General features: G+C 74.9%; 27 protein-coding genes. 17 read left to right on the top strand and 10 right to left on the bottom strand.

The annotated features are described in order from the left end of the window. The first annotated feature begins 81 nt into the window (after nt 1–81). Complete coding sequence (locus ABZ573_RS05390) at nt 82–996, top strand: serine hydrolase (protein WP_327030615.1); 915 nt, start codon at nt 82–84, stop codon at nt 994–996. A gap of 155 nt (nt 997–1151) precedes the next feature. Continuing rightward, nucleotides 1152–2141: an MBL fold metallo-hydrolase gene (locus tag ABZ573_RS05395; protein ID WP_358115798.1), complete on the top strand. Its 990-nt coding sequence runs from the start codon at nt 1152–1154 to the stop codon at nt 2139–2141. Between the two features lie 86 nt (nt 2142–2227). On the opposite strand, the gene ABZ573_RS05400 is transcribed toward ABZ573_RS05395, so the two are convergent. Further along, the gene (locus tag ABZ573_RS05400; RefSeq protein ID WP_358115801.1) at nt 2228–2767 is read right to left on the bottom strand and encodes a DUF1697 domain-containing protein; all 540 of its coding nucleotides are present in this window, start codon (nt 2765–2767) and stop codon (nt 2228–2230) included. 292 nt (nt 2768–3059) lie between these two features. Here ABZ573_RS05400 and ABZ573_RS05405 point away from each other — a divergent pair, with 292 nt between their 5' ends. Beyond that, entirely contained in the window at nt 3060–5063 is a 2004-nt protein-coding gene (locus tag ABZ573_RS05405; RefSeq protein ID WP_358115804.1) for an endo-1,4-beta-xylanase, read from the top strand. Nucleotides 5064–5326: 263 nt separating this feature from the next. Here ABZ573_RS05405 and ABZ573_RS05410 read toward each other — a convergent pair whose 3' ends face one another. Both ABZ573_RS05410 and ABZ573_RS05415 read right to left on the bottom strand, forming a co-directional pair. Beyond that, complete coding sequence (locus tag ABZ573_RS05410; RefSeq protein ID WP_358115807.1) at nt 5327–5824, bottom strand: Rho termination factor N-terminal domain-containing protein; 498 nt, start codon at nt 5822–5824, stop codon at nt 5327–5329. Further along, nucleotides 5821–6753, bottom strand: a complete 933-nt coding sequence (locus ABZ573_RS05415; RefSeq protein ID WP_132233766.1) for an AAA family ATPase — start codon at nt 6751–6753, stop codon at nt 5821–5823. The genes ABZ573_RS05410 and ABZ573_RS05415 overlap by 4 nt, the downstream gene beginning before the upstream one ends. 106 nt (nt 6754–6859) lie before the next feature. On the opposite strand from ABZ573_RS05415, the gene ABZ573_RS05420 reads away from it, so the two are divergent. The 7 genes from ABZ573_RS05420 (at nt 6860) to ABZ573_RS05450 (ending at nt 13178) form a co-directional block, all read left to right on the top strand. Next, nucleotides 6860–7372: an ArsR family transcriptional regulator gene (locus ABZ573_RS05420; protein ID WP_358115810.1), complete on the top strand. Its 513-nt coding sequence runs from the start codon at nt 6860–6862 to the stop codon at nt 7370–7372. Nucleotides 7373–7457: 85 nt separating this feature from the next. Next, nucleotides 7458–8927: a serine hydrolase domain-containing protein gene (locus tag ABZ573_RS05425; RefSeq protein ID WP_358115812.1), complete on the top strand. Its 1470-nt coding sequence runs from the start codon at nt 7458–7460 to the stop codon at nt 8925–8927. Between the two features lie 117 nt (nt 8928–9044). After that, nucleotides 9045–10709, top strand: coding sequence for an AAA family ATPase (locus ABZ573_RS05430; RefSeq protein ID WP_358115815.1), 1665 nt, complete (start codon nt 9045–9047; stop codon nt 10707–10709). A 32-nt stretch (nt 10710–10741) separates the two neighbouring features. Next, nucleotides 10742–11194 (top strand): hypothetical protein, encoded by a 453-nt coding sequence (locus tag ABZ573_RS05435; protein ID WP_151456979.1) that lies wholly within the window; start codon nt 10742–10744, stop codon nt 11192–11194. Continuing rightward, entirely contained in the window at nt 11194–11406 is a 213-nt protein-coding gene (locus ABZ573_RS05440; protein WP_132233770.1) for a DUF2997 domain-containing protein, read from the top strand. Before ABZ573_RS05435 ends, ABZ573_RS05440 begins: the two co-directional genes overlap by 1 nt. Beyond that, nucleotides 11390–12502: a helix-hairpin-helix domain-containing protein gene (locus ABZ573_RS05445; RefSeq protein WP_358115819.1), complete on the top strand. Its 1113-nt coding sequence runs from the start codon at nt 11390–11392 to the stop codon at nt 12500–12502. Before ABZ573_RS05440 ends, ABZ573_RS05445 begins: the two co-directional genes overlap by 17 nt. Next, nucleotides 12495–13178 carry a 4Fe-4S cluster-binding domain-containing protein gene (locus tag ABZ573_RS05450; protein WP_358115822.1) on the top strand — a complete coding sequence of 228 codons (684 nt, stop codon included), beginning with the start codon at nt 12495–12497 and terminating at the stop codon, nt 13176–13178. Before ABZ573_RS05445 ends, ABZ573_RS05450 begins: the two co-directional genes overlap by 8 nt. Before the next feature lie 49 nt (nt 13179–13227). On the opposite strand, the gene ABZ573_RS05455 is transcribed toward ABZ573_RS05450, so the two are convergent. From ABZ573_RS05455 to ABZ573_RS05470, 4 genes are read right to left on the bottom strand one after another with little or no spacing between them, the layout of a single operon-like run. After that, on the bottom strand, nt 13228–13770 hold the full coding sequence (locus ABZ573_RS05455; protein ID WP_151456983.1) for a heme-binding protein: 543 nt from the start codon (nt 13768–13770) through the stop codon (nt 13228–13230). Nucleotides 13771–13809: 39 nt separating this feature from the next. After that, entirely contained in the window at nt 13810–14553 is a 744-nt protein-coding gene (locus ABZ573_RS05460; protein ID WP_358115825.1) for a hypothetical protein, read from the bottom strand. A gap of 2 nt (nt 14554–14555) precedes the next feature. Continuing rightward, nucleotides 14556–15353: an ABC transporter permease gene (locus ABZ573_RS05465; RefSeq protein ID WP_358115828.1), complete on the bottom strand. Its 798-nt coding sequence runs from the start codon at nt 15351–15353 to the stop codon at nt 14556–14558. After that, entirely contained in the window at nt 15350–16246 is an 897-nt protein-coding gene (locus ABZ573_RS05470) for an ATP-binding cassette domain-containing protein (protein ID WP_151456986.1), read from the bottom strand. The genes ABZ573_RS05465 and ABZ573_RS05470 overlap by 4 nt, the downstream gene beginning before the upstream one ends. A 133-nt stretch (nt 16247–16379) precedes the next feature. Here ABZ573_RS05470 and ABZ573_RS05475 point away from each other — a divergent pair, with 133 nt between their 5' ends. The 3 genes from ABZ573_RS05475 to ABZ573_RS05485 all read left to right on the top strand — a co-directional run bounded on the left by ABZ573_RS05475 (nt 16380) and on the right by ABZ573_RS05485 (nt 18865). Then, a complete protein-coding gene (locus ABZ573_RS05475; protein ID WP_151456987.1) occupies nt 16380–17633 on the top strand; it encodes a histidine kinase in 1254 nt (417 codons plus the stop codon). Beyond that, complete coding sequence (locus ABZ573_RS05480; protein WP_327031156.1) at nt 17612–18322, top strand: response regulator transcription factor; 711 nt, start codon at nt 17612–17614, stop codon at nt 18320–18322. Before ABZ573_RS05475 ends, ABZ573_RS05480 begins: the two co-directional genes overlap by 22 nt. 99 nt (nt 18323–18421) lie before the next feature. Continuing rightward, nucleotides 18422–18865 carry a hypothetical protein gene (locus tag ABZ573_RS05485; protein WP_327030623.1) on the top strand — a complete coding sequence of 148 codons (444 nt, stop codon included), beginning with the start codon at nt 18422–18424 and terminating at the stop codon, nt 18863–18865. Between the two features lie 215 nt (nt 18866–19080). On the opposite strand, the gene ABZ573_RS05490 is transcribed toward ABZ573_RS05485, so the two are convergent. Continuing rightward, on the bottom strand, nt 19081–19869 hold the full coding sequence (locus tag ABZ573_RS05490; protein WP_151453595.1) for a D-Ala-D-Ala carboxypeptidase family metallohydrolase: 789 nt from the start codon (nt 19867–19869) through the stop codon (nt 19081–19083). Nucleotides 19870–20173: 304 nt separating this feature from the next. Between ABZ573_RS05490 and ABZ573_RS05495 the strand changes: the two genes are divergently transcribed. Further along, nucleotides 20174–20815: a DUF6642 family protein gene (locus ABZ573_RS05495; RefSeq protein WP_151453596.1), complete on the top strand. Its 642-nt coding sequence runs from the start codon at nt 20174–20176 to the stop codon at nt 20813–20815. An 84-nt stretch (nt 20816–20899) separates the two neighbouring features. Next, the gene (locus ABZ573_RS05500) at nt 20900–21364 is read left to right on the top strand and encodes a PPOX class F420-dependent oxidoreductase (RefSeq protein WP_151453597.1); all 465 of its coding nucleotides are present in this window, start codon (nt 20900–20902) and stop codon (nt 21362–21364) included. Nucleotides 21365–21403: 39 nt separating this feature from the next. Here ABZ573_RS05500 and ABZ573_RS05505 read toward each other — a convergent pair whose 3' ends face one another. Further along, on the bottom strand, nt 21404–22045 hold the full coding sequence (locus ABZ573_RS05505) for an NAD(P)H-binding protein (protein ID WP_132233794.1): 642 nt from the start codon (nt 22043–22045) through the stop codon (nt 21404–21406). A 177-nt stretch (nt 22046–22222) separates the two neighbouring features. On the opposite strand from ABZ573_RS05505, the gene ABZ573_RS05510 reads away from it, so the two are divergent. Beyond that, nucleotides 22223–23101: a hypothetical protein gene (locus ABZ573_RS05510; RefSeq protein ID WP_151453598.1), complete on the top strand. Its 879-nt coding sequence runs from the start codon at nt 22223–22225 to the stop codon at nt 23099–23101. A 6-nt stretch (nt 23102–23107) separates the two neighbouring features. Here ABZ573_RS05510 and ABZ573_RS05515 read toward each other — a convergent pair whose 3' ends face one another. After that, a complete protein-coding gene (locus ABZ573_RS05515; protein ID WP_151453599.1) occupies nt 23108–24340 on the bottom strand; it encodes a serine hydrolase domain-containing protein in 1233 nt (410 codons plus the stop codon). Between the two features lie 79 nt (nt 24341–24419). Here ABZ573_RS05515 and ABZ573_RS05520 point away from each other — a divergent pair, with 79 nt between their 5' ends. Further along, complete coding sequence (locus ABZ573_RS05520) at nt 24420–25013, top strand: pentapeptide repeat-containing protein (RefSeq protein ID WP_151453600.1); 594 nt, start codon at nt 24420–24422, stop codon at nt 25011–25013. Nucleotides 25014–25180: the final 167 nt, after the last annotated feature.

A 25180-nucleotide genomic window follows, 5' to 3' on the forward strand; every position in this document is an offset into this window, starting at 1 on the left:
GGCCGAGCGGCCGAGCGGCCGAGCGCTGCGTCCAGCGGGCGCGCGGTGGGCGGGGGCGGGGCAGCGGCTACCGTGCGCAGTGTGGTGGCGGAGCGGATCGTGGAGATCTTCGAGCGGGCCGGGGTCACCGGCTGCCTGCACGTCGTCGACCTCGACGCGGCCGGCGGCGGTGCCGGTCCGGGAGAGCCCGGCGGCCGGCTGGAGGTGGCGGTCCGGGCGGACGAGCAGGTGGTGATCGCCTCGATCTTCAAGGTGCTGCTGGTGCTGGAGTTCGCCCGGCAGGTCGTCGCCGGCCAGCTCGACCCCCGGGAACGGGTCCTCGTCACCGCCGACGACCGGCTCGGCGGGTGGGGGATCGCCGGCTGCGCCGACGACGCCGAGGTGTCGCTGCGGGACCTGGCCTACTTCGCCATGTCGGTCAGCGACAACACCGCCGCCGACCTGCTGCTGCGCCGGGTCGGGGCGGACGTGCTGCCGATGCTCGCCGCCGAGCTGGGGCTGCCGCGTACCCGGATCGCCGGCGGTCCCCGGCACCTGGTCGAGACGATGCTCGCCGACGTCGGCGCGCGGACGGAGGCGGACTTCGCCCGGATCTTTCCCACCCTGCCGCCCGAGCGGGTCCGCGCGATGCGGATGTTCGATCCCGCGCACACCACGTCGAGCACCGCCCGGGAGATCACCCGGCTGCTCGGCCTGATCTGGCGCGACGAGGCCGGCCCGCCCGAGGCGTGCGCGATGGTCCGGGGCTGGATGGCCCGGCAGCTCTTCTGGACCCGGCTGGCCGCCGGCTTCCCGCCGGGCGTGCGGGTGACCGGCAAGACCGGCACCCTGCCGGGCCTGCACCTGGAGGCGGGCGTGGCCGAGTACCCCGACGGCGGGCGGTACGCCGTCGCCGTCTTCGTCCGCGCCACGCAGCTCGCCACCCGCCGCATCGACGTGGACCTGGCGATGGGCCAGGCCGCCCGAGCCGCCGTCGAGGGGCTGCGCGCCGGCTGAGTCTGTCGGCCGCAGGGCGGTGCCGACGACCCCGCTGAGCTGCTCCGATATGCGTCGGGATATCGACCGTGTCGGGCATGGATCTTGGACCTGGCGGGGGTCGTGCTGGTTGGCTCGGCACCGACCGATCAGCACCACGACGGGGAGAGTTCCGCATGCCCAACATCGACCGCCGCCGCTTCCTCCGCGACGCCGCCGCCAGCACCGCGCTGGTATCCGCCGGCGGGCTCGTCGGCGCCGCCCTGACCGGCCCGGCACACGCCGCGCCGCCGGCCACCGCGCCGGTCGCCGCCGCACCGGCCGGCCGCCGCAGCGGCCCGGTCAGCTTCCGCTGGTGGGGTACGTCCGCCTGGCGCATTGACGTCGGCGACCGGACCGTCCTGGTCGACCCCTTCCTCAGCCGGATCGACACGGGGCTGTTCAGGGGCGCCTTCGACCAGACCAAGAAGCTGGAGGTGCGCACCGACGTCGTGGACTCCCTGGTGGACCGGGCCGAGACGGTGCTCGTCACGCACACCCACTGGGACCACTACATGGACGTGCCGCACATCGCCGGCCGCACCGGCGCCCGGGTCTTCGGCACGCTGACCGCCTACCACCTCGGGCTGGCGTACGGGCTGCCGTCGGGGCAGCTCAGCCCGGTGCGGGGCGGGGAGGTGCTGGACTTCGGCGCGTACACGGTGGAGGTGGTCAGCTCCCTGCACAGCCGCAACAAGTCGTACTCGATGGCCTTCCCCGGCGTACGGGTCAGCCAGCCGGCGAAGCCGGAGACCATCGCCGACCTGCCCGAGGGCGACACCCTCGCGTACCAGCTACGGGTGCCCGGCGGCCCGTCGGTCTTCTTCATGGGCGCCAGCGACTTCGCCGAGCGGAACCTGACCGGGCTGGCCCCCGATGTGGCCATGCTGGCGCTGCCGAGCACCACGGTCACCGCCGACTACGCCGAGCGGCTGCTCGACGCGCTGGACCGGCCGAAGGTCGTGGTGCCGGTGCACTTCGACAACTTCGAGACCGAGCTGCGCAACCCCGTGCCCATGGCGCCGACGGACCGCGAGCGGCTGGACGCGTTCCTCGCCGCCATCCGCCGGGTCTCGCCGCGCAGCCGGGTGATCGTGCCGGAGTACCACACCGCGTACCACTTCTGAGCAACGCGCGACGGGCCGCGGGCGGCAGCCCCCGGCCCGTCGTCGCGCCCGGGTCGGCTGCCGATGCGGGACCGGACGGCGGGGGCTCAGCCCGTCGACATCTCGGCGAGGGCCCGCACCGAGCGCCAGTTGCGGGTGGTCGCCACCACGCCGAGCTTCTTCTCCAGGTGGTTGTTGGTGAACCTCGACCGGCCGTAGCCGCCGTCGGGATGGTGCAGGTAGACCTCGCGCCCGGCGACCGTGAACGCCACGTTCTCGCCGTCGGGCACGGTCAGGGCGGCCACGGCGGCCGGGTCGGGCGCGGTCGCGAGGAAGACCACCATCAGCCGCGTGGGGTCGTCCTCCCGCCCGGCGTACGGGTTGCCGCCGGCCACCGCCGCCAGTTCCCGGCCGCTGCGCACCAGCACCGGCACCGTCAGCCCCAGCTCGTCGGCGATGGCCCGCTCGATGCCCCGCGCCAGCGCGTCGGCGTCGCGCACCGTGCTGCCGAAGACCACGTTCCCGCTCTGCAGGTACGTCTGCGCGTCGTGGTGGCCGAGGCCGGTGACCAGCCGGCGCAGGTCGGCCATGGCGACCTTCGCGCCGCCGACGTTGACCCCGCGCAGCAACGCGACCCACCTGTCCACACGACCTCCTCGACCCGCCGGTACGGGCCAGCCTAGGGCGTGGGTCGACGTCGGTCGCGGCCGTCGTCGCCGGGGCGGGGCCCGCCGCTCAGCACTCCGTGCTGGAGTGCCGGGTCCGTGATCCGTACCATCGGTTCTCGACAGCGGCCCCCGGCAACGGGTGCCGCGAGCGGAGCGGGACCACGGACACCGGCATGCGGGCTCATGCCGGTCGACCGGCGTGCGACCGCCCCAAGCGAGAGACCTCGCCCAGCGGTCCGCGCGCACCCATCCGTACCGGAAGGACACCGCCATGCGCGCTCCCTGGACGCGCCGTCACCGCCTTCTGCCGGGGCTGCTGGCCCTGGCCTGCCTCGCCACCGTCGCCGTGGCCGCCGCCGTTCCACTGACCAGCCCGCCCGCCCGCGCCGCCGACCCCGTCGTGGTGCTCGACGCCACCTTCGAGGACGGCACCACCGAGGGCTTCCGGCCCCGGGCCGGGGAGACCGTCGCGGTCAGCACCGCCGTCGCCCACGGCGGCACCCGCAGCCTGCTCGCCTCCGGCCGCACCGCGAGTTGGCAGGGCCCCGCCCTCGACCTGCTCGACGAGATGGTCAAGGGCACCCGCTACACGCTGACGGTGTGGGTGCGGCTCGCCGCCGGCCAGTCGCCCGGCCAGGTCCGGCTCAGCGTGCAACGCGACTCCGGCGGCACCTCCGCCTACGACCAGGTGGTGGGCGACACCGCCGTCACCGCCGATGCCTGGGTCCGGCTCACCGGCACGTACGTGCTCGCGCACGACGTGGACGGGTTGTCGGCGTACGTGGAGACCGCCAGCGGCACCGCCGACCTGCACATCGACGACTTCACCATGGCGTCCCAGCCGACCAAGCCGGTGCAGACCGACATCCCGGCCCTGCGTGAGGTGCTGGCCGCCGACTTCCCGATCGGGGCGGCGATCGGCAACCGGCAGATCATCGGCGACCAGGCCACCCTGCTGCGCCGGCACTTCGACACGGTGACCCCGGGCAACGCGCTCAAGTGGGACGCCACCCAGCCGGCCGAGGGCACCTTCCGGTGGGGCGACGCCGATGCGCAGGTCGGCTTCGCCACCGACAACGACCTGGCGGTACGCGGACACACCCTCGTCTGGCACCAGCAGACCCCGGCCTGGGTCTTCACCGACACCGACGGCACCCCGCTGACCTCGGACCCGGCCGACAAGGCCCTGCTGCTGTCCCGGCTGGAGGCGCACATCCGCGCGGTCGTCGGCCGCTACGGCGACGCCATCGGGGTCTGGGACGTCGCCAACGAGGTGGTCGACGAGAACCAGTCCGACGGGCTGCGGCGCAGCCGCTGGTACGAGATCAGCGGGCTGGACTACCTGCGTACCGCGTTCCGGGTGGCCCGGGAGGTCGCGCCGACGGCCAAGCTCTACATCAACGACTACAACACCAACGTGCCGGCCAAGCGCGACAAGCTGCGCAACCTGGTGAGCCAGCTGCGCGCCGAAGGGGTGCCGATCGACGGCGTCGGGCACCAGATGCACGTCAACGTCCAGTGGCCGTCGATCGCCGAGACCGAGGCGATGCTCCAGGCGTTCGTCCCGCTCGGGGTGGAGCAGCAGGTCACCGAGATGGACGTCAGCATCTACGTCGACAGCAGCGAATCCTTTCCCACCCCGCCGGCCGACCGGCTGCTGACCCAGGCGTACCGGTACCGGGACCTGTTCGCCCTCTACCGCCGCTACGCCGACGAGTTGACCTCGGTGACCCTGTGGGGGCTGGCGGACGACGACACCTGGCTGGACACCTTCCCGGTGGCCCGCAAGGACGCGCCGCTGCTGTTCGACACGGAACTCCAGGCCAAGTCGGCGTACTGGGGGATCGTCGACCCGACCCGGATCAACCCCACCCCGACGCCGACGGTCAGCCCGACGGTCTCGCCGACCGTCAGCCCCACCGTTTCGCCGACGGTGACGCCGACCGGGGGGCCGGACGCCTGCCGGGCGACGTACACCGTCTCCAACCAGTGGCCGGGCGGCTTCCAGGCGAGCGTCAGGATCACCAACACCGGCGGGCGGGCGCACGACGGCTGGACGGTGCGCTGGCGGTTCCCGGACGGGCAGCGGATCAGCCAGCTCTGGAACGGCACGGTCCGGCAGGACGGCCTGGACGTGTCGGTCACCCCCACGTCCTGGAACTCCGCCCTGCCCGCCGGCGGGACGGTCGAGTTCGGCTTCCTCGCCGGGTGGTCCACGAGCAACGACCGCCCGGCCGGCTTCACCCTCGACGGACTGGCCTGCGCGACCGGCTGACCCACCGGCCCGTCGTACCGCCACCCGACCTGCCCGCCTCCGGTCGGTGGCCGGCCGCCGTACCAGCGCGACGGTGTCTGGTGGAAGGGCCGTACCCGGGGCGTCAGCGGGCGACGGTGGGCGATGGCCGGGCCGGGCAGGCCCGGCCATCGCCGTGCCCGGTGCCCGGACGGCGCGGCGGAGCCGGGCCGGGGACCCCGCGGATGCCGGAGACGGCGTCCGCTCCGGTCCGGCGTCAGAGCCGGCGGATGGCGGGTCCGGCGTCAGAGCCGGCGGATGGCGGCGGAGGCGAGGCGGAAGCCGATGGTGCGGTCGACGATGCGGGCGACCAGGTCCGCCTTCCGCAGCCCGCCGACGCCGCGCAACTCCAGGCTCGCGGCGAGCACCCGCAGGTCACGGGCGGTCCAGCCGGAGAGGTACGCCGTACCGTCGTCGCGGCGGGACATGGACGCCAGCGCGGCCCGGGCCGCCACCGGGTCCGGCGCGGACGCCGCCCGCCGGGCTGACGGGCGCGCGGGGGCCCCGCCCCGGCCGGCGGATTCGGTGGCCGGCTGCCCGGCGGGACTGGGCCGGTCGGCGCGTGCGGTGGCCGGGTGCCCGGCGGGGGTGGTTCCGGCGGGCGGTGGGGCGGGTGGGGCCGGGTCGACCGGTACCACCGCGAGCCGGGCCCGCCCCTCCGTCAGTGCGGCGAGGTCGGCGGCGGGCAGCCCCCGGAGCAGCGCGGCCACCAGGTCGGCGACGTCGCGGGTCGGGTCGGTCACGCCCCGGCCCGCTCGGGCTGGAGGTGGTCGAGGAACTCGGTGGCGAGCCGGCGTAGCTCGTCGCGGACCGCCGGGGTGGCGATCCGGTCGCGGAGCACCACGGGCACGCCGCGCGGGGTGTTCGTGGCGAACACGGTGACGTTCTCCCGCAGCGGGGTGGGGAAGACCGGCAGGCCGAGCGCCCGGACCTGGTCCATGTAGCCCTGGTGGGCGGCGATGGGCCGCTGCGCCATGAGCTGGATCATCGTGAACACCACGCCGGCCACGTCGGGGGCGACCTTGTGGTGTCGGCGGGTGGTGGCGAACCGGCGGGCGTCGGCGTTGTACTGGTCGACCAGTTCCCGGACGTTGCCGTGCAGGTAGTCGATGCCCAGCGTGGACAGGTAGTCGGCCTTCGCCGGGATGAGCAGGTGGTCGCTGGCGATGATGGCCGACTGGGTGACCACGTTGAAGTTCGGCGGGCAGTCGATCAGCACCATGTCGTAGCCGCCGAGCGCGTCGTCGTGCAGCCCCTCGGCCAGGGAGCCGCGCACCCGGAACAGTTCGGCGTCGTACTCGTCGCCGTCGGCCACCGCCCGGGCCAGCGCCAGGTCGATGTCGACGAGCTGGAGGTGGGACGCGATCAGGTCGAGTCGGCCGGCGCCGCTGAGTCGCGCGTTGGCCGGGCCGGGGGAGACGACCAGCTCGCCCAGGGTCGTCGCGGGGGTGTCCCCGCGCAGGCCGTCGTACCAGCGCTTCACCGTCCGGCCGTCGCGCAGCCGGTCCCGCCAGTCGTCGGGGTCGTAGAAGCCGAAGGTGAGGCTGGCCTGCGGATCGAGGTCGATGAGCAGCACCTTCATCCCGCGGTTGGCCAGCTCGGCACCGAGGTTGGCGGTGACGGTGGTCTTGCCGACCCCGCCCTTGTAATTGATCACCGATACGACGTACACCGGCACCTCCCCAGACCGGGAACGGTAGCGGGCCGGCGGACCGGCGCGGCACCCGCTCCGGCGGTCCGCCTTTGCACGTAACTACGTAAGTTCGTACTATCGACGTATGGCGGAGATCGAGGAGCGGCTGAGCGCGCTGGAGGCGCAGGTCGCGGCCCTGACGGAGCGACTCGGGGCGGAGCCGCCCCCGGCCGAGCCGCCCCCGGCGACCGGCGACGCCTTCTGGGCGCTCGACGGGCTGAAGCAACGGATCCCGGCCGACGGCGGCGGCGCGGTGCTCTACACCGGCACCGTCCGCCTCGACGACCAGCGCTACGACTGGCAGTACGGCCTCATGGTCGACGACGTGCTCGCCGGCGACTGGACGGAACTGGCCGGCGTGCTGACCGCCCTGGCGCACCCGGTGCGGCTGCGCCTGCTGCGGGAGATCCTCGGCGGCCGGCACGGCACCGGCGAGCTGGCCGAGATCGAGGGCCTCGGCACCACCGGCCAGCTGCACCACCACCTGCGCCAGCTCACCGCCGCCGGCTGGCTGCGCAGCGCCGGCCGGGGCCACTACGCCGTCCCGGCCGAGCGGGTCGTGCCGCTGCTGGCCATCCTCACCGCCACCCGCCGCTGACCCGCCGCACCCCGCCGCCCGGTCGAAGCCCCGCCCGGTCCGGTGGGCGCCGACCCGCCGAAAGCCCCCGACGGAGGGAAGCACCATGCGCAAGCCGATCGTCCTCGCCCTGGTCGTCGGTCTCGTCGGCGCCGTCGCGGCCCTCGGGATCATGCCGCGTGAGCCCCGGCTGACCCGGCAGAGCACCGGCGACACTTCGCTGGCCGCCGACGTCCGCGCGGCGCTGCCCGACGCCGGGGGCCACCGTGGCCTCGCCGTCGCTGTGCTGGAGAACGGCCGCGTCCGCACCGCGGGCCTGGGCGACCGCGACCGGGCCGGCCGCCCGGTGGAGCCGGGCACCCCGTTCGAGATCGGCTCGATCACCAAGGTGATGACGGGGATGCTCCTCGCCCGGCAGGCCGCGACCGGTGCGGTACGCCCCGAAGACCCGGTCGGCGCCGTGCTGCCCGAGCTGAGCGGGCCCACCCGCGAGGCGACCCTCGCCGAGTTGGCCAGCCACCGCTCCGGCCTGCCCCGCCTCGCGACCACCTCGGTCGGGGACCTGGTCGGGGCCTGGTGGGCGAACCTCACCGGCGGCAACCCCTACGCCGGCCGGGACGCCGGGTGGCTGCTCGACGCCGCCGGCGAGGAGGAGCCTGGCGACGGGCGCGGAGAGGTCCACTACTCGAACCTCGGCGTGGCGCTGCTCGGGCAGGCGCTCGCCACCCGGGCCGGCACGTCGTACCCGGAACTGCTCGACCGTGAGCTGCTGCGACCGCTCGGCATGACGTCGACAGTGGTGGCGACCGACGCCGACGCCCTGCCGCCCGGGCGCGCCGAGGGCTCCACGGCCGGCGGCCGCGCGGTCGAGGCCTGGGTCAGCGGCGGCTACGCGCCGGCCGGAGTCGGCCCCTGGTCGACCGCCGGGGATCTGGCCCGGCTGCTCGGCGCGACGCTCGCCGGCACCGCGCCCGGCGCCGACGCGGCCACCCCGCGCTTCACCGAGGACGACCGCAACCGGATCGGTTACGGCTGGTTCACCACCCGGTACGGCGACCGCGAGATCGTCTGGCACAACGGCGCCACCGGCGGCTTCCACGCCTACCTGGGCTTCGAGCGGGCCACCGGGCGGGGCGTGGTGGTGCTCGGCAACACCGCCAAGGGCGTCGAGCCGATCGGGCTGCGGCTGCTCGGCGTGCCGGCGCGGGACGCCGACGGCGACGGCCCGCCGCTGCCCGTCTGGATCGGCGCCGGGCTCGCGGTGGTGCTCACCTTCCTCGGCGGGCTGAGCCTGCTCGGCACCACCCGCCGGGCCCCCGACCGGCTGACCCTGGCGCCCGCCGTCGCCTGGGCGGTGCTCTACCCCGCCCTCGGCCACCGGCTCGGCGACTGGTCGATGGTTCCCGGCTGGCTCTGGCCGCTCGGCGCCGGCGTCTCGGCGGCGGGGATCGTCCTGGCCGCGTACCGCTGGCGGGGGTTGCCGTCGCTGGGCGGCGCACCGCCGTGGCGGCGGCTGACCTCGGCGGCGTTCTCGGCCCTCCTGGCGATCCTGGCCATCCTGATCCTCGCCGCCTGACCCCCGCCGGCGGCCACGAGGTTGGCGGAGGGAAATGCCGGAATCCCCGCCGGCAATCCCATGATCGACGCCGGAGTGGGCGGTGGGCGGGGGCTGTTAGAGTCGCGCTGCTCGTCGGTGGGGTGGGAGGGGGCGACGGTGGTGGTGCCGTTCCGTGACGCACTGTCGCAGATGCTCAAGGCGCGCTTCCCGGTGCTCTACGTCGAGTCGTCCGAGGAACAGCGGGTGGTCGCCGAGGTCTGCGCCGTCGCCCGGGACGCCACCCTCGTCCGCACGCCACGGGCGGTGTGGACCTGGTCGCTGACGACGGGGCTCGTGCAGCCCGACGGCGTCGCCCGCAAGGGCACCACCGACCCGGAGGACGCGCTGGCCGCCGTGCTGCGCCTCGACCACCCCAGCGTGCTGATCTTCAAGGACCTGCACCCGGCGCACGGCAGCAGCGACCGGCCGGGCACCCCCGGCGTGGTCCGCCGGCTGCGGGACGTGGTGGCGGCCTTCAAGGCCGGCCCGGTGCCGCGCACCCTCGTCCTGGTCTCGCCGGTGCTGCACATCCCGGTGGAGCTGGAGAAGGACGTGACGATCATCGACTTCCCGCTGCCCACCGAGACGGAGATCCGGCGGGTGCTCGACGGCATGATCGCCGCCAACTCCGCCGGCGGCCGGATCCGCGTCGCCCTGGACGACCTCGGCCGGGAACGGCTCGCCAAGGCGGCCCTCGGGCTCACCCTGCACGAGGCGGAGAACGCGTTCGCCCGCGCCATGGTGAACGACGGCGTGCTCGACGGCAGAGACCTCGCGGTCGTGCACGAGGAGAAGCGGCAGACCGTACGCAAGTCGGGGCTGCTGGAGTTCGTCGACGCCCCGGTCGACCTCGCCGACGTCGGCGGGCTGGAGAACCTGAAACGCTGGCTGGCCAAGCGGGACGGTTCCTGGCTGGCCGAGGCGGCGGCGTACGGGCTGCCCGCGCCCCGGGGCGTCCTGATCACCGGCGTGCCCGGCTGCGGCAAGTCGCTGACCGCGAAGGCGATCGCCTCGGCCTGGGGCCTGCCGCTGCTGCGGCTGGACGTCGGCCGGGTCTTCGCCGGGCTCGTCGGGTCGAGTGAGCAGAACATGCGCACCGCCATCCGGACCGCCGAGGCGACCGCACCCTGCGTGCTGTGGGTCGACGAGATCGAGAAGGGCTTCGTCGGCGGGGCCAACGACTCCGGCACCTCCGCCCGGGTCTTCGGCTCCTTCCTGACCTGGATGCAGGAGAAGTCCCGGCCCGTCTTCGTCATCGCGACCGCCAACGACTTCGAACGGCTGCCCCCGGAACTGCTCCGCAAGGGGCGCTTCGACGAGATCTTCTTCGTCGACCTGCCGACCCGCGCGGAACGCGCGTCGATCTGGCGGGTCCACCTCGCCCGGCGGCTGCGCAACCCGGCCGTCGCCGGTGCCCTGACGCCCGACGACGCCCTGCTCGGCGAACTCGCCGGACTCAGCGAGGGCTACTCGGGGGCCGAGATCGAGCAGGCCGTCGTCGGCGGGCTCTTCGACGCCTTCGCCGAACGGCGTCCGCTGCGCCGCGACGACCTGGTCCGGGCACTGGTCAGCATGGTGCCGCTCAGTGTCACCCAGGCGGAACGCATCGACGCCGTACGCTCCTGGGCCGACGCCCGCGCCGTCGCCGCCACCGCCGCCGAGGACTGGGACCTCGGTGGTCGTCCCGTCGGCCCGGGCGGCGCCCGCCCCGGCGGTCCGGGGCAGCAACGGGGGCAGGGCGGGCGAGCGGTCGAGTTCTAGTCTGTGGGTCGAAACCGAGGGAGGGGGCCCCGATGAGCGTCTCACTGATACTCCTGCCGCTGGCCGTCGCCGCCGTCGCCGCGACGCACGCCGCGACCGCCGGACGGGACGGGGAGGGGCACGTCGTCTGCCAGGTGCAGACCCGGATGCGGGACGAGACGCTGCTCGTCGCCGCGCTGCGCGACACCGGCGCGGTGGTCACCACCGAACCGGACGCCGTCATCGCGGACTGGGCCGACGTGCGGGCCGGCTTCCGGCGCGGCGAGGACGGCATCTGGTCGGCGCACTTCACGGGCGAGGTCGACGAGCCGCGGGCCGTCGAGGCGGTCCGGGCCATCGACGCCGCGTACGGGCGGCAGGTCCAGCGGGCCGTGCTGGAGCGGCTGCGCGAGCAGGCCCCCGCCGCCGGGCTGCGGCTGGAGTCCGAACAGGTCACCGAGGACGCGAGCGTCCGCCTGGTGTTCGCCGTCGAGGGCAGGTCGTGATGGGCGGGCAGCCGCGGATCGTGGTCACCGTGACCAGCGAGGGCGTCGTGAGCGCCGAGACCAGGGACGTGCTCGGCGACGGGTGCCTCGACTACATCGCCGTGCTGGAGGACCTGCTGGCGGCCCGCACGGTACGCAGCGCGTACACCGCCGACCGCGACCGCGCCGCCGTGCCCGAGCGGCAGGAGCAGCGCGATGTCGAACGCGCCTAACCCTGGCTGGCCGCCCCCGGCCGTCCCCCGGCCGAGCACGACGTGGCAGGTGTTGCAGAGCTGGTGGCTGTTGCTGCCCGTCCTCGGGTGCAGCTGCCTCGGCGGCCTCGGATTCATCTACGTGGGCCTGCGGGCCCAGCGCGCGGCGTGGTGGCTCCCCGGCATCTTCTACACCGTGGTGGGCTCGGCGGCGTTCCTCGTCGTCGGCGAGTCGGACCAGGAGAGCGCCCTCAGCGACTGGGCGGTCGGCGTGCTCCTGGCCGTGTGGATCGCCAGCATCCTGCATGCCGCGCTGATCAATCCGGCGTGGCTGCGCTGGCTCACGGACCGCCGCGCCAGGTTCGCGGCGACGGCGTGGCCCGGCGGCGCGTACCCGCTGGCTCCGCTGCCCGGGGCGGCTCCCGCCGGCCCGATCCCCCATCCCTACCCGGGCATGTCCCCGACGTATCAGCCCGGTTCGACGGCGGGCTACCCGTCCCCGGCCTACCCGCCGGGGTACCCGCCCGCGTCGCCCGCCTATCCGCCGGGTTCGCCGGCGTACCCGCAGGGGTCGTCGTCCTACCCGCCCGAGTCGTCCTACCCGCCAGCATCGTCGTCCTACCCGCCGGGGTCGCCGTCCTATCCGCCCGCGTCGTCGGCCTATCCGCCGGGGTCGCCGGTGTACCCGCCCGCCTCTACGACGGGACATCCGCCCACGTCGACGGGGTATCCGCCGCTGGCGGCCGACCCGACGTTGGCGCCGGCCGTCGACCCCTTTCCCACCGGGCCGATCACGTCGCTTCCGTGGCAGCCGGACGCGCCGGCCCCGGGGCAGCCGGACGCGCCGGCCTCCGGGCCGCCGGCCGGACCACCGGTCGACGTCAACGCGGCCGGGCCGGGCGACCTCGCGGCGCTGCCCGGCTTCGACCCGCAGCGCGCCCGGCAGGTGTTGGCCGAGCGGGAGCGGCGCGGGTCCTTCGGCAGCCTGGCCGAGTTCGCCGCCGCCGCCAACCTGGCCCCCCACGAGTACGCGCGCCTGCGCGACGCCGTGGAGTGCGTCCCGCCCGCCGGGCCGGCGCCCGACCGGCCGCCGCCCGGCCGGGTCCTCGATGTCTGACGAGGGTCCCGGACCGCGCCCGCCGGTGGGGGTGGAGACGGTGGCGGTGGCGCGCTTCCTGGCCGCCACCCGCGCCGAGGGCCCGGGCGAGCGGACGGCCGTCTGGGTGCAGGGCTGCGCCATCCGCTGCCCCGGCTGCTTCAACCCGCACCTGTGGAGCTTCCGGGGCGGGGACCGGGTCGCCCCCGCCGATCTGGTGCGCCGGGCGCTCGACGCCGGCACCGAGGGGCTGACCCTGCTGGGCGGCGAGCCCTTCGACCAGGCCGCCCCGCTGGCGGCCGTCGCCGCCGGGGTACGCGCCGCCGGGCGTTCGGTGATGACCTTCACGGGCTACACCCGGGCGCAGTTGCACCGGGCGGTCGACGCCGGCCGGGACGACGTCGCGGCGCTGCTGGCGGCGACCGACCTCCTCGTCGCCGGGCCGTTCCTGGCCGATCGGATCGACAGCCGGCGGCCCTGGGTGGGTTCCACCAATCAGGAGTTCGTGCTGCTCGGCGACCGCTTCCCGGGACTGCTCGACGAGGTGTCGCACAGCCCGGACCGGGTCGAGGTGACCGTCGACGCCGCCGGCCGGATCGCGGTGAACGGCTGGGCCGAGGTCGACGCGCTCGACGAACTGCTGGCGTCGGTGACCAGCCCTCGGCCCCGGCCCGCGGGCGTACCCCGGCGGGGGTAGCCGCGCCGGTCCGGCCGGGAGCGCCCCGTGCCGGGCCGCGGCACCCGGCTCACTCGGCGATCGGCAGCACGACCTCGTTGTGGCGCAGGAACCACGGCTTCCACGGCGGATCGAAGCGCGCGTACCGGACCGCGCCGGTGGGGCGCAGCCCGGCCGCGGTGACCGCCCGGCCCAGCGCGGTCGCCCGCCGGTCGAACGCCCGGGCCGTCCAGCGGCCCGCGAAGCGCGTCGCGGCGGCGAGCTGTGCCGGGACCAACCGGGTGCGCACCCGGGGGTCCGCCGGCTCGGGCAGCGTGTCGGCGGTGAGGCCCGCCGGCATCACGAGCCACACCAGCCAGTGGCCCGGCCGGTCCCCCTCCTCCTGCACGAACGGGACCGTCATCGCGATCGTCTGCGGGCCCGTCTCCCGGTCGGTCGCCCGCCGCGCGCGGTTGGCACCGCGCAGGTACGCGCCCAGCGGCCGGAAGGCGTCCCGGGCGGCCTGCTCGAACGCCCCCTCCGCCCGCACCTCGGCGACCAGGTGGGCCGGGTAGCGGCGCAGCTCGAAGCCGGGGTGCCGGGCCACCACCCGGTACGGCTGCTGCTCGGTCATCGCGCGCTCCCCGTGCCCCGGGACCCGTCGGGAGCAACGCTACCGGCCCTCGACCTCCGGCTCAGCCGAAGTCGCGTCCTCCGGCCGGGGACGCGGGGCGGCACGGGTCAGCCGCCAGTACTGCCGCCGGCCGTCGTCGCGGACCACCACCCCGGTGCGGCCCAGTTCGCCGCGCAGCTCCCGGGCCTCGCCACCCCGGTCGGCGTCGAGCGCCCGCTGCCGGGCCCGCAGCAGCGCGTCCGCGCCGGTCGGCAGCCCCGGCAGGTCCGGCACCCACCGCCGGTACGCGTCCCGGTGCGGGTCGCCGTCGGTCCACGGCCAGCCGTGCGTCCGGAAGGCGTCGCGCAGCCGGTCGACGGCCAGGTCCGACCGCTCCCGGACCAGTTCCTCGTCGTCCGCGCCGAGCAGCACCAGGTCCTTGCCGTCGACGAAGACGGCGCGCACCGGTCGCCGCCCGACCTGCCGGTCCTTGCGGTCGCGGCGCAGCCGGACCCGTTCGGTGTCGACGGTGACGGCGAGCCGTTCGGCGGTGCCGACGGCGGCGACCAGCAGGCCGCCCAGCGTGCCGACGGCCAGCCCGCCGATGCCGGCCTGCGGGTCCGGCAGCCGGGCGACCAGCTCGAACAGGTCCTGCGCGGGAGCCCAGGACAGCCCGGCGATCCACTCCGCGCCGGCGACGAGCAGCCACCCGGCGCCCGCGCCGAGTGCCGGGAACCCGCCCCAGAGGATCGCCAGTTCCGCCGCGCCGCCGTCGACGACGGTGGGCGCACCGTAGCCGTCCACCGTCAGGACACCTCGCGCCGCAGCGTGCGGACCAGCCCCGCGACCAGCGGCACGGCCAGCCAGACCAGCAGCGACACGGCGAACCGTCCCCACTGCCCGGCGGTCACGTCGGGCGTGAGCAGCGGCTCCATGGTGCGGCCCGTGTCCAGCCAGCCCGCCGGTCCGCGCAGCGGCCGGATCATCTCGCCGAGGATCGACCAGACGGTCGGCAGCAGCAGGTAGCCGACGATCGCCAGCGGGGTGTTGAGCAGCAGCAGACCGAAGCCGGCCCCCATCAGCACGTTGGCCACCTGGAGCGCCACGGCGTGCAGCACCAGGGCCCACTCCATGCGCCAGGTGCCGGCGCCGCCGGTGGCGCCGGCGACGAGCGTGCCGACGGCGGCCACGCCGAGGCTCACCAGCACCGACGCCAGGGCCGCCAGCACCATCGCGACCAGCTTCGCGACGATCACCCGGCCCCGCCGGGGCACCAGGGCGAACGTGGTGAGCGCCGTGCGCTGGGACCACTCCCCGGTGATCGACAGGATGCCCAGCACGGGCAGCAGCAGGCCGATCGGCAGCATCGAGGGGAGGAAGAAGTTGGGGAAGGTCTGCTCGGCGTCGTCCGACCAGATCAACTGGACCACCACGAGGGCGGCGGCGAGCAGGCCGATGGTGATCAGCAGCCAGAGCCCGGCCCGGGTGTCGACGAGCTTGCGCAGCTCCACGCCGGTGAGCCGGAGCAGCGACGGCCGGCGTACGCCGGAATGGCGCTGGGGCGCGGTGGTGGCGGGCGGGCTGGCGGTGGTGGCGGTGGTCATCGGACGGCCTCCTGGGTCGACGCGCCGGCGGTCAGGGTGAGGAAGAGCTGTTCCAGGCCGCCGCTGCCGGCGGACCGCAGTTCGGTGAGGGCGACGCCGGCGTCGGCGGCGGCCTGCCCGACCGCCTCGGCGTCGGCGTGGACCAGCAGCCCCTCGGTGCCCTCGGTGGCCGTCAGCCCGGCCCGCTCCAACGCGCCGCGCAGCGCCCCGCCGTCGCGGGCCCGCACCAGCGTCCCGCCGCCGGCCAGCAACTCGGCCTTGTCGCCCTGGGCCACGATCCGGCCGCCCCCGATGACCACCAACTGGTCCGCGACCGCCTCCACCTCGCGCAGCAGGTGGGAGGAGAGCAGCACGGTGCCGCCCCGGTCGGCGAAGTCGCGCAGCAGGCCGCGCATCCAGAAGATCCCCTCCGGGTCCAGGCCGTTGGCCGGCTCGTCGAGGATCAGCACCCGGGGGTCGCCCAGCAGCGCGTGCGCGAGGCCGAGCCGCTGCCGCATCCCCAACGAGTACGCCCGGAGGCGGCGCTTCGCCGCGACCTCGTTCAGCCCGACCAGGTCGAGCTTGGTGGCGACCTGCCGGCGGTCCACGCCCATGGTCGCCGCGGCCACGGTCAGCGCCTCCCGCCCGGTGCGCCCGGCGTGCTGGGCCGAGGCGTCCAGCAGCACGCCGACCTCCCGCCCGGGGTTGGGCAGTTCCCGGTACGGCCGGCCGCCGACCGTCGCGCCGCCGCCGCTGGGCGGGGTGAGCCCGCAGATCATCCGCATGGTGGTGGACTTGCCGGCGCCGTTCGGTCCCAGGAAGCCGGTGACGGTGCCCGGCTCGCAGCGGAACGACACGTCGTCGACGGCGGTGTGCCGCCCGTACCGTTTGGTGAGGTGTTCCACGCTGATCATGCCGGCCACGCTGCCGGAGCCACCCGGTCGCGCGCTGCGGCCGACGGTCTCGTCCGGCGGCTACCTTGGTCGACGCCAGGGTCTCGACTTTGGTAGCTGGTCGGTTCGCCGGGCGGCTGCCTAGCATGGTCGCGTGACCAGTGCCGCCGTACCGGAGCACCCCTGGCTGCTGCCGGGGGCGCTGAGCGTCGATCCGGCGGCGCGGGTGGGGCGGGGGCCGCGTCGCACCACCCGCGACTGGGTGGTGGACGGCTTCTGCTTCCTGCTCTCCCTCGGCTGGGTCCTGCTCGCCACGGCCGACGCGGCCTCGGCCGACCCGGAGTTCGCCACGCCGCTGCCGCAGCGCTGGATGGTCCCGGTCGACGCCCTGCTTGGGCTCGCCTGCTGCGCGCTGATCTGGCTGCGGCGCCGGTGGCCGGTGGGGCTCGCCGTCGCGACCGTGCCGCTGACGCTGTTCTCGATGGCGGCGGCGATCCCGCTGCTGATCATCTACTTCACCGTGGTGGTGCACCGGCGCACGGCCGTCGCGCTGGGATTGACCGCCGCCGGCCTGGTCACCAACTTCGCCTTCAGCTACCTGCGCCCGGACCCCCAGATGCCGTACTGGGCGACCACCGTCTGGGGGGTGGTGCTCAGCCTCTCCGTGCTGGCGTGGGGGATGTTCGTGCGGGCCCGGCGGCAGCTCGTCGTGTCGCTGCGCGAGCGCGCCGAGCGGGCCGAGGCGGAGCAGCAGTTGCGGGTGGCGCAGGCCCGGCACCTGGAGCGCACCCGCATCGCCCGCGAGATGCACGACGTGCTGGCGCACCGGATCTCGCTGCTCAGCCTGCACGCCGGCGCGCTGGAGTTCCGGCCGGACGCGCCGCCGGAGGAGGTGGCGCGGGCGGCCGGGGTGATCCGGGGCAGCGCCCACGCCGCGTTGCAGGATCTGCGCGAGGTGATCGGGGTGCTCCGCGCGGAGACCACCGCCGAGGAGGATCCCGAGCGACCGCAGCCCACCCTGGGCGATCTGCCGGCGCTCGTCGAGGAGTCCCGGTCGGCCGGGGCGCGGATCGGCGTCCGCGAGGTGGTCACCTTGGCGGAACGGGTGCCCGCTGCGGTGGGGCGCAGCGTCTACCGGATCGTGCAGGAGGGGCTCACCAACGCCCGTAAGCACGCCGCCGGCGCGGCGGTCACCGTCGACGTGGCCGGCGCCCCCGGCGACGGGCTGACCGTGGAGATCCGCAACCGGTGGCCGGTCGGCGGCATCGCCGGCCCGGAGATCCCCGGCGCCGGCACCGGCCTGGTCGGCATCGCGGAGCGGGTCAGCCTGGCCGGCGGCCGGCTGGAGTACGGGCGGGACGACGCGGGCGACTTCCGCCTGGCCGCCTGGCTGCCGTGGCCGGCGTGAGCGGGCCGGGCCCCGACCCCGGCCGGCCGGTACGGGTGCTGCTCGTCGACGACGACGCGCTGGTGCGGGCCGGCCTGTCGATGATCCTCGGCGGGGTGCCGGACCTGCTCGTGGTCGGGGAGGCCGCCGACGGCAGCGAGGTGCCCGCCGCCGTGGCCGCCTGCGCGCCGGACGTGGTGCTGATGGACATCCGGATGCCCCGGCTCGACGGTCTCGCGGCCACCGAGGCGCTGCGCGCGTCGCCCGACCCGCCCGAGGTGCTGGTGCTGACCACCTTCGACGCCGACGAGCAGGTGCTCCGGGCGTTGCGGGCGGGGGCCGGCGGCTTCCTGCTCAAGGACACCCCGCCGGCCGAGATCGTGCGGGCGGTGCGCCGGGTGGCGGCGGGCGAGGCGATGCTCTCCCCGGCGGTGACCCGCCGGCTGATCGACCACGTGACCGCGCCGGGCGCGGCGGGCGGCCCCGACCCGCGCCGGGAGCGGGCGCTGCGGCAGCTCGCCGGGCTCAGCGACCGGGAACGCGAGGTCGCGGTGGCGCTCGGGCAGGGCCGGACGAACGCGGAGATCGCCGCCGAGCTGTTCATGAGCGTCGCGACCGTCAAGGCGTACGTGTCGCGGCTGCTGGTGAAGCTCGGCCTGAACAACCGGGTCCAGGTCGCCCTGCTGGTACACGACGCCGGCCTCGTCTGAGGCGCGATTGAACCTTCCGGGGGCGGGGGCCGTACCAGTCGCCGAGGATGCGGTGCGGCGGGTCAGCCGCACCGCTGCCGGAGCCACGGGAGGCCTGCCGTGCGGGTTGGTGAGCAGTCGACGGATCCCATCGACCAGATCCTGGGCGAGGTGCCGGTGCCGGCGCCCCTGACCCCCGAGGACGTCCGGCTCGCGGTCCGGGCGGTGGTGGTGCACGCCGCCGAGGAGTGGCCGGCCGGGCCGCTGTGCCGCAACGACGGCGCGACGTACCCGTGCCGGCTGCACCGCTGGGGCCGGCGGGTGCTGGCGCGGCACGGGCTCAACGAGCGACAGATCGACGCCCTGGTGCGGCACGGCAACCCCTTCGTGCACGTGCCGTTCCCGTTCACGGTGACCGGCCCCGCGCCGACCACCCGCGCACCACGTACCACCGGCGGGCACCCGGGCGGCCCGCGCGCGGTCGCGCCCGGCGCCCGTCCCGCCGCCCCCGCCCGGCCGGTGGCTCCCCCCGCCCCCGCGCCGCGCTGGCCCCGGGCGAGCTGAGCGGATTCGTCCGCCGGCGGGGCCGCCGGTCCCCGGCACGCCGGGCGGAGGTACGCCCGCTCGGCGGGACCCGGGGACACGACGCCGGCCCGGTGCGCGGGGTGGCACCCGCGCCCGGGCCGGCGTCGTCGTTCGTCCGGCTCTGCGTGGCCTGTCCGGACCGGCTCGGCGCGTGGTGCCTGTCCGCCCGGTTCGGCGTGGCCTGTCCGACCGGCTCAGTCGCGGCCGGCGCCGATGCCGCAGTCCGGCGCGGACCAGCTGGTGGTGTTCGAGGTGTCGTCGCTGTTGTTCTCCCGCCGCGAGTCCACGTGCACGTGGTCGTCGTGGTCCGGGTAACCGGGACCGTAGATCCCGCTGAAGCCCCGGTTGCGGGCGTCGCGGGCGATCTGGCACAGCGAGCTGGTGCGCGACACCACGTCGGCGGCGTTGCCGTAGAGGTGCTGGCTGTCGGACGCCCCGCCGACCTGGTTGTTGCAGGCGCGGCTGCGGAAACCGCTGCTGACGAGGAGGGGCTTGTCGCCGAGGCTGCGCCGCAACGCCTCCAGCTTCCACATCGTGCGCAGCGCGTTCTGCCGGGTCTGCGCGGCGGAGAGCGGACCGCCGCTCCAGCCCCCGCGACCGCAGCCGTCGTCCATCTCGCTGTAGCTGAAGTGCCGTGGCGTGCAGTCGTCGTCCTGGAGGTCGTAGAGCTTGCCGTACGTCTGCGGTCCGGCGATGCCGTCGGCGCGCAGCCCGTACGCGGCCTGGAACCGCTTGACCGCGGCGGCGGTCTTCGGTCCGTAGCGGCCGTCGTTCTCCACGATGTCCCGGTTGCCGGCCCACCCGGCGACCCGGATCTGCAACTGGCGGACGTCGTCGCCGGAGCGCCCCTGGTAGAGGTTGCGCTGCCACGTGTAGCAGCCGTCGGCATGGGCCGCTGGCGCGGCGACCACCGTGGCGACAGCGGCTGCCGGCAACGCCAGGGCGAATGCGACAGCCGCCCGTTTCAGGGTGTTAACGCGCACAGAAGTCCTCCCGATAGGAGTGGGAATGGGGTGGCATCCGGGACATCGGCCTGCCCGTCCCGCATTTCCACCCTGGCAGGCCGACGGATGGTTCGCGGCGATTAACGAGAATTGTCCTCACGATTCGCCGTTCCTGGGTGTTGCCTGGGCATTACGCGAATTGCGAAACGCCCATTGATCGGCAACAGGCCACAGGAAAGCGCGAACCGCACGCAAGGCCGCAGGTCGGCACGCGCCGGGTGATGTTCTCCCGCCGGCCCGACCCGGTAACGTCAGCGCCGGCGGGACCGGGGGAGGGGGCGGCATGGCACGTGGTGGCGTCTTCTGCATCGAGGGCCAGTGGCACCGCGACCTCAACGAGCGCGGCTCCGTCCTGCCCACCCTGGAACTGCTCGAACGGCTCGGGAAGATACGTTTCATCCACAAGGACGCGGCCACCCGCGACGAACTCTTCTACTTCGTCGACCGCTGGCTGCTCAAGCAGTACGCCGACCACCGGGTCGGCTTCTTCGCCATGCACGGGGAGCCGAGTCGGCTCTGCCTCACCGACTGGGAATCGGTGGCGCTCGCCGACGTCGCCGAGCTGATGGCGGGCCGCTGCGAGGGTCGGCGGCTCTATTTCGGCAGCTGTTCGGTGCTGCGCGCCTCCGACGCGGTGCTGCGGGACTTCCTCGACGCCACCGGAGCGGCCCTGATCTGCGGGTACACCCGGGAGGTGGACTGGGTCGAGTCGGCCGCCTTCGAGACCGTCCTGCTCGACGTGCTGGCCAACGGGCAGCGCCACAACGCCGCCGAGCTGCGGATGGGCTCCGCGCACTGGGCGCCCCTCGCCTCGTACCTCGGCTTCCGGGTGATCTACGCCAACGGCCGCGCCTGGCGGCCCTCGGTCCGCCCCCGGGTGCCGGCCCAGCCCGCCGCCAACCGCGCCGCCCCGCGACCCCGCTGAGGCCGCCGCGCGATCCCGGTGTGCGTCGGGCCCGTTCCGTCCGGTGCGGTCGCCGTGCGACGGAAGCCCTGGTAGGAACGAACGATGGCACGCAGCATCGCGACGAACACCCGGATCGACCGGGCCGGGCTGACCGAGTTCCTCCGACCGCGGCACCGGGTGGTGCTCATGACCACCCGCGCCGACGGTCGGCCGCAGTCGTCCCCGGTGTCCGCCGGGGTGGACGGCGAGGGCCGGTTGGTGATCTCCACCTATCCCGAGCGGGCCAAGGTCGCCAACATCCGCCGCGACCCACGGGTGTCGGCGTGCGTGCTCTCCGACGACTGGAACGGCCCGTGGGTGCAGCTCGACGGCACCGCCGAGGTGCTGGACCTGCCGGCGGCGCTGGAGCCGCTCGTGGAGTACTTCCGCTGCATCTCGGGCGAGCACCCGGACTGGGACGAGTACCGGGCGGCGATGGTCCGCCAGGGCAAGTCGCTGATCCGGGTCACCATCGACGCCTGGGGCCCGATCGCCACCGGCGGCTTCCCCGCCCGCCTCGCCGACTGATCCAGCGCCCACGGCACCGCTGCGGCCGCCCCGCGCCACTCAGTACGCGGCGGTGAAGCGGGCGTTCTCGTGACGCGGCTGTTCGATCTCGTCCACGATCGCCACCGCCAGGTCCTCGTAGCTGAGCACCGAGCGGCCCTCGTGGTCGGTCACCGGCTGGTCGCCGCCGGTGCGGTAGTGCCCGGTGCGCTCGCCCGGATGGAACTCCAGCGGCGGCGGCGAGACGTACGTCCAGGTCACCCCGTCGGCCGAGGAGCGGTAGAAGTCGAGGGCCTCGGCCTGCCCCCGCGCCGCCTCGCGGTACTCCTCGGGGAAGTCCGGCTCGTCGAGGTAGCGGGTGCCCTTCGGGGTGAGCAGGGTCGAGCCGCCGCCCACGTGGATGATCCGGGGCGCGGCCGGCATGCCGCGCAGCGCGCCGACCAGGTTGCGCGCCGCGTCGAGCCACAGGGCGTGCTCACCGCCGCCGATCGCCACCACCATGGCGTCCGTGTCGGGCGCCAGTTCCCGTACGCTCCGCTCGCTGGTGGCGTCCCCGGTGACCACCGTGACCGCCGGCGGCAGGTACGAGGTGGCCTCCGGCCGGCGCACCGCCGCGGTGACCCGGTGCCCCCGGCCCACCGCCTCGGCGGCGATCCGCGATCCCGCGGTGCCACCCGCGCCGAACACGACGATGTTGCTCATACCGCCTCCCGCCAGGCCCGTCCGGCCCGGCGGACGTGGCTCGTCTCCAGGCTATTGACCGGCGACATCGCGCGCTGGCGGACCGTGGATCCCGCGCGGCGCAACCGCCCCTTGCGTCGTCGCACGCTTCGGGGTGCACTGGTGTCGGACCGTGACGTTGGAGGCGGGGGTGGCGCCATGACGGAGCAACGTGACCCGCCCGAAGCGCCGACCGGGCGTCCCGGTCCGGTGGAGGGGCAGTCGGAGGGGCCGAGGCCGGCCCGGTCCGACCGGGTGCGGGCACTGGTGCGCCGGCTCTCGCCTGCCGGGCCGCCCGCCGGCCGCTGGTTCGCCGGGGTCCTCGCGGCCGTCGTCACGGCGATGCTGACCGCCTGGCTCCTCGCCTGGGGACTCCTTCCCGTCACGCCCCCGCCGCCTCCGCCCGACCCCGACGCGCTGCCGTTCACGGTCGCGGTCCGCGTCGGCCACGACCCGCCGGACGGCTGGGTGGTCGAGGCGCCGTTGGCGCACGTCCCCGCACGGCCGGCCTGGTCGGAAGACTGGTCGCGGTGGGCCAGGGATGCCGCCGCAGTGCCGGCCTCCCGGCAGCACGTCTCCTTCACGGTGCAGGGGGTCGACGAGGCCCAGGTGACCCTCACCGACCTGCGGGTGCGGGTGGTGGCGCGGCGTCCCGCCCTGCGGGGCGTGTTCGCCGCCCCGGGCGGAGGCGGCCCGACGGCCTACCGGTGGGTCCACGCGACCCTGGACGAGGATCCTCCCCTGCTCACGGCCGGCCTGTTCGAGGAGGGCGAGGAGTTCGTCCCCGAGCACGAGCGCAGGGAGATCCGCTTCCCGTACCGGGTGTCCCTGTCCGACGCCGAGACGTTCCTCGTCATCGGCTACACGGAGAACTGCGACTGCGACTGGAAGGTCGAGGTGGACTGGGCTGCGCAGGGACGCATCGGCACCGTCACGGTCGACGACGCGGGACGCCCCTTCCGGGTCACCGGCGCGGCCGGGGTGCGCACGGAGTGCTGGACGTCCCCGGACGGGACGGAGGAGTGCCGGCAGCGGTGACCCGGCTCAGTCGACCAGGGCGGAGTAGACGAGCTGCCGCAGCTGCGGCCGGATCGGGTAGGTGCTCGACGGCATGAGCTGGGTGAAGAACAGGGCCGTGACCTCCTCGGCCGGGTCGACCCAGAAGGCCGTGCTCGCCACGCCGCCCCAGTAGTACTCGCCGGGGCTGCTCGGCACCCGGCTCGGCACGGGGTCGTCGACCACGGCGAAGCCGAGCCCGAAGCCGATCCCGTCGAGGGTGGTCTCGGCGAAACCACCGGCGGAGAGGGTCTCCAGGTCCTGCCCGCCGGGCAGGTGGTTGCGGGTCATGAAGCGCACCGTGCGCGGCCCCAGCAGGCGTGCCCCGTCCAGCTCGCCGCCGCGCAGCAGCATCTGGGTGAACCGGTGGTAGTCGGCGGCGCTGGAGATCAGGCCGCCGCCGCCGGAGAGCAGCAGTGGCTTCTCGTACGCCAGGGCGCCCAGCTTGTCGTAGCGGAACGCGCGGCCGGTGCGCGGGTCGGGCGCGTAGAGGGCGGCGAGCCGGTCGGCGGTGTCGCCCTCGGCCCACCAGTGCGTGTCGGTCATGCCCAGCGGGCGGAAGATCCGGTCGGCGAAGAAGGCGTCCAGGCTCTGCCCGGAGACCACCTCCACGAGCCGGCCGAGCACGTCGGTGGCGACCGAGTAGCCCCACGCGGTGCCGGGCTGGAACAGCAGGGGCAGCTCGCCGAACGCCTGGCAGGCCGTCGCCAGGTCGACGTCCGCCGGCGGGTACAGGTCGTAGCCGGCGGCCCGGTAGATGCCGTCGACCACCGAGGTCTGCATGAAGCCGTACGTCAGGCCGGCGGTGTGGGTGAGCAGGTGCCACACCCGGATCGGCTCGGCCGCCGGCACCGTGAAGGGCTTGAGCGCCGAGCCCTTGGAGTAGACCCGCAGGTCGGCGAACTCGGGCAGCCACCGGCTGATCTCGTCGGTCAGCTCGAAGCGGCCCTCCTCCCACAGGATCATCGCGGCGACGGAGGTGACCGGCTTGGTCATCGAGTAGATGCGCCAGAGCGTGTCCGCCTCGACGGGCCTGCCCGCCTCCGCGTCGCGCAGCCCGTACGTCGACGAGTGGGCGATTTCGCCGCGGCGGGTGACCAGCACCTGCCAGCCGGCGAGGCGACCGTCGTCGACGTACCTGCCGAAGTGCTCGTCGATGCGCGCCAACCGCGCCGGGTCGAAGCCGATCTGGTCCGGGTCGATGCTGCGTGCCACACTCACGTCGCCGAAACTACTAGCCGGTACGCCTCGCCGGAAGGGGCAGCCCGCCGTTGTCCCACCACCTCGATAGCCTGGCCCGATGCCCGAGCTGACCGAGGACGAGACCTTCCGCAACGAGGACTGGTACGCCGAGGAGCTGGTGGACCGGCACTTCGTCCGCTGCACGTTCTTCGACGTCGACCTGTCCGAGGCGGTGAGCCGGGGCGCGGTCTTCGACGGCTGCACCTTCGGCAACACGCGCTTCAACTCCTCCCGGCACACCGACTCGGCCTTCACCCGCTGCACCTTCCAGCGGTGCAACCTCTTCGAGGCGGAGTTCACCGGCTGCAAGCTCGTGGGCAGCACCTTCACCCAGTGCGACCTGCGACCGCTGACGGTCGCCGGCGGCGACTGGTCGTTCGTCGCGCTGCCCGGGGCCGACCTGCGCGGGGTCCGCATCACGGACGTGCGGATGCGCGAGGCGGACCTGACCGGGGCCAACCTGACCGGGGCCACGGTGACCGGCGTCGACCTCTCCGCCGCGCAACTGCACCGCTGCCGGCTGACCGGGGCCGACCTGCGCGGCAGCGACCTGACCGCGCTCGACCCGACGGCGGTGGAGCGGGCCGGGGCGATCGTCGACGCCGCGCAGGCCATGGTGATCGCGCAGGCGCTGGGCTTCGAGATCCGCTGAGAGAGCCGACCCCGGGCGTCCGGATCGCCTGCCGGGCCGGCGGCACCGACCCGAGACCACCGTCCTGGTCGATGTCCGCTACCGTCCGGTGACGAACTGGACACGCCCGTCCGTCCGGCGCGACGGACGTGGCGGTGCGGGCGCGGGCCGCCCACAATGGACGTCCG

It is taken from the genome of Micromonospora sp. NPDC007220 (assembly GCF_040634035.1).
GTDB lineage: Bacteria > Actinomycetota > Actinomycetes > Mycobacteriales > Micromonosporaceae > Micromonospora > Micromonospora reichwaldensis.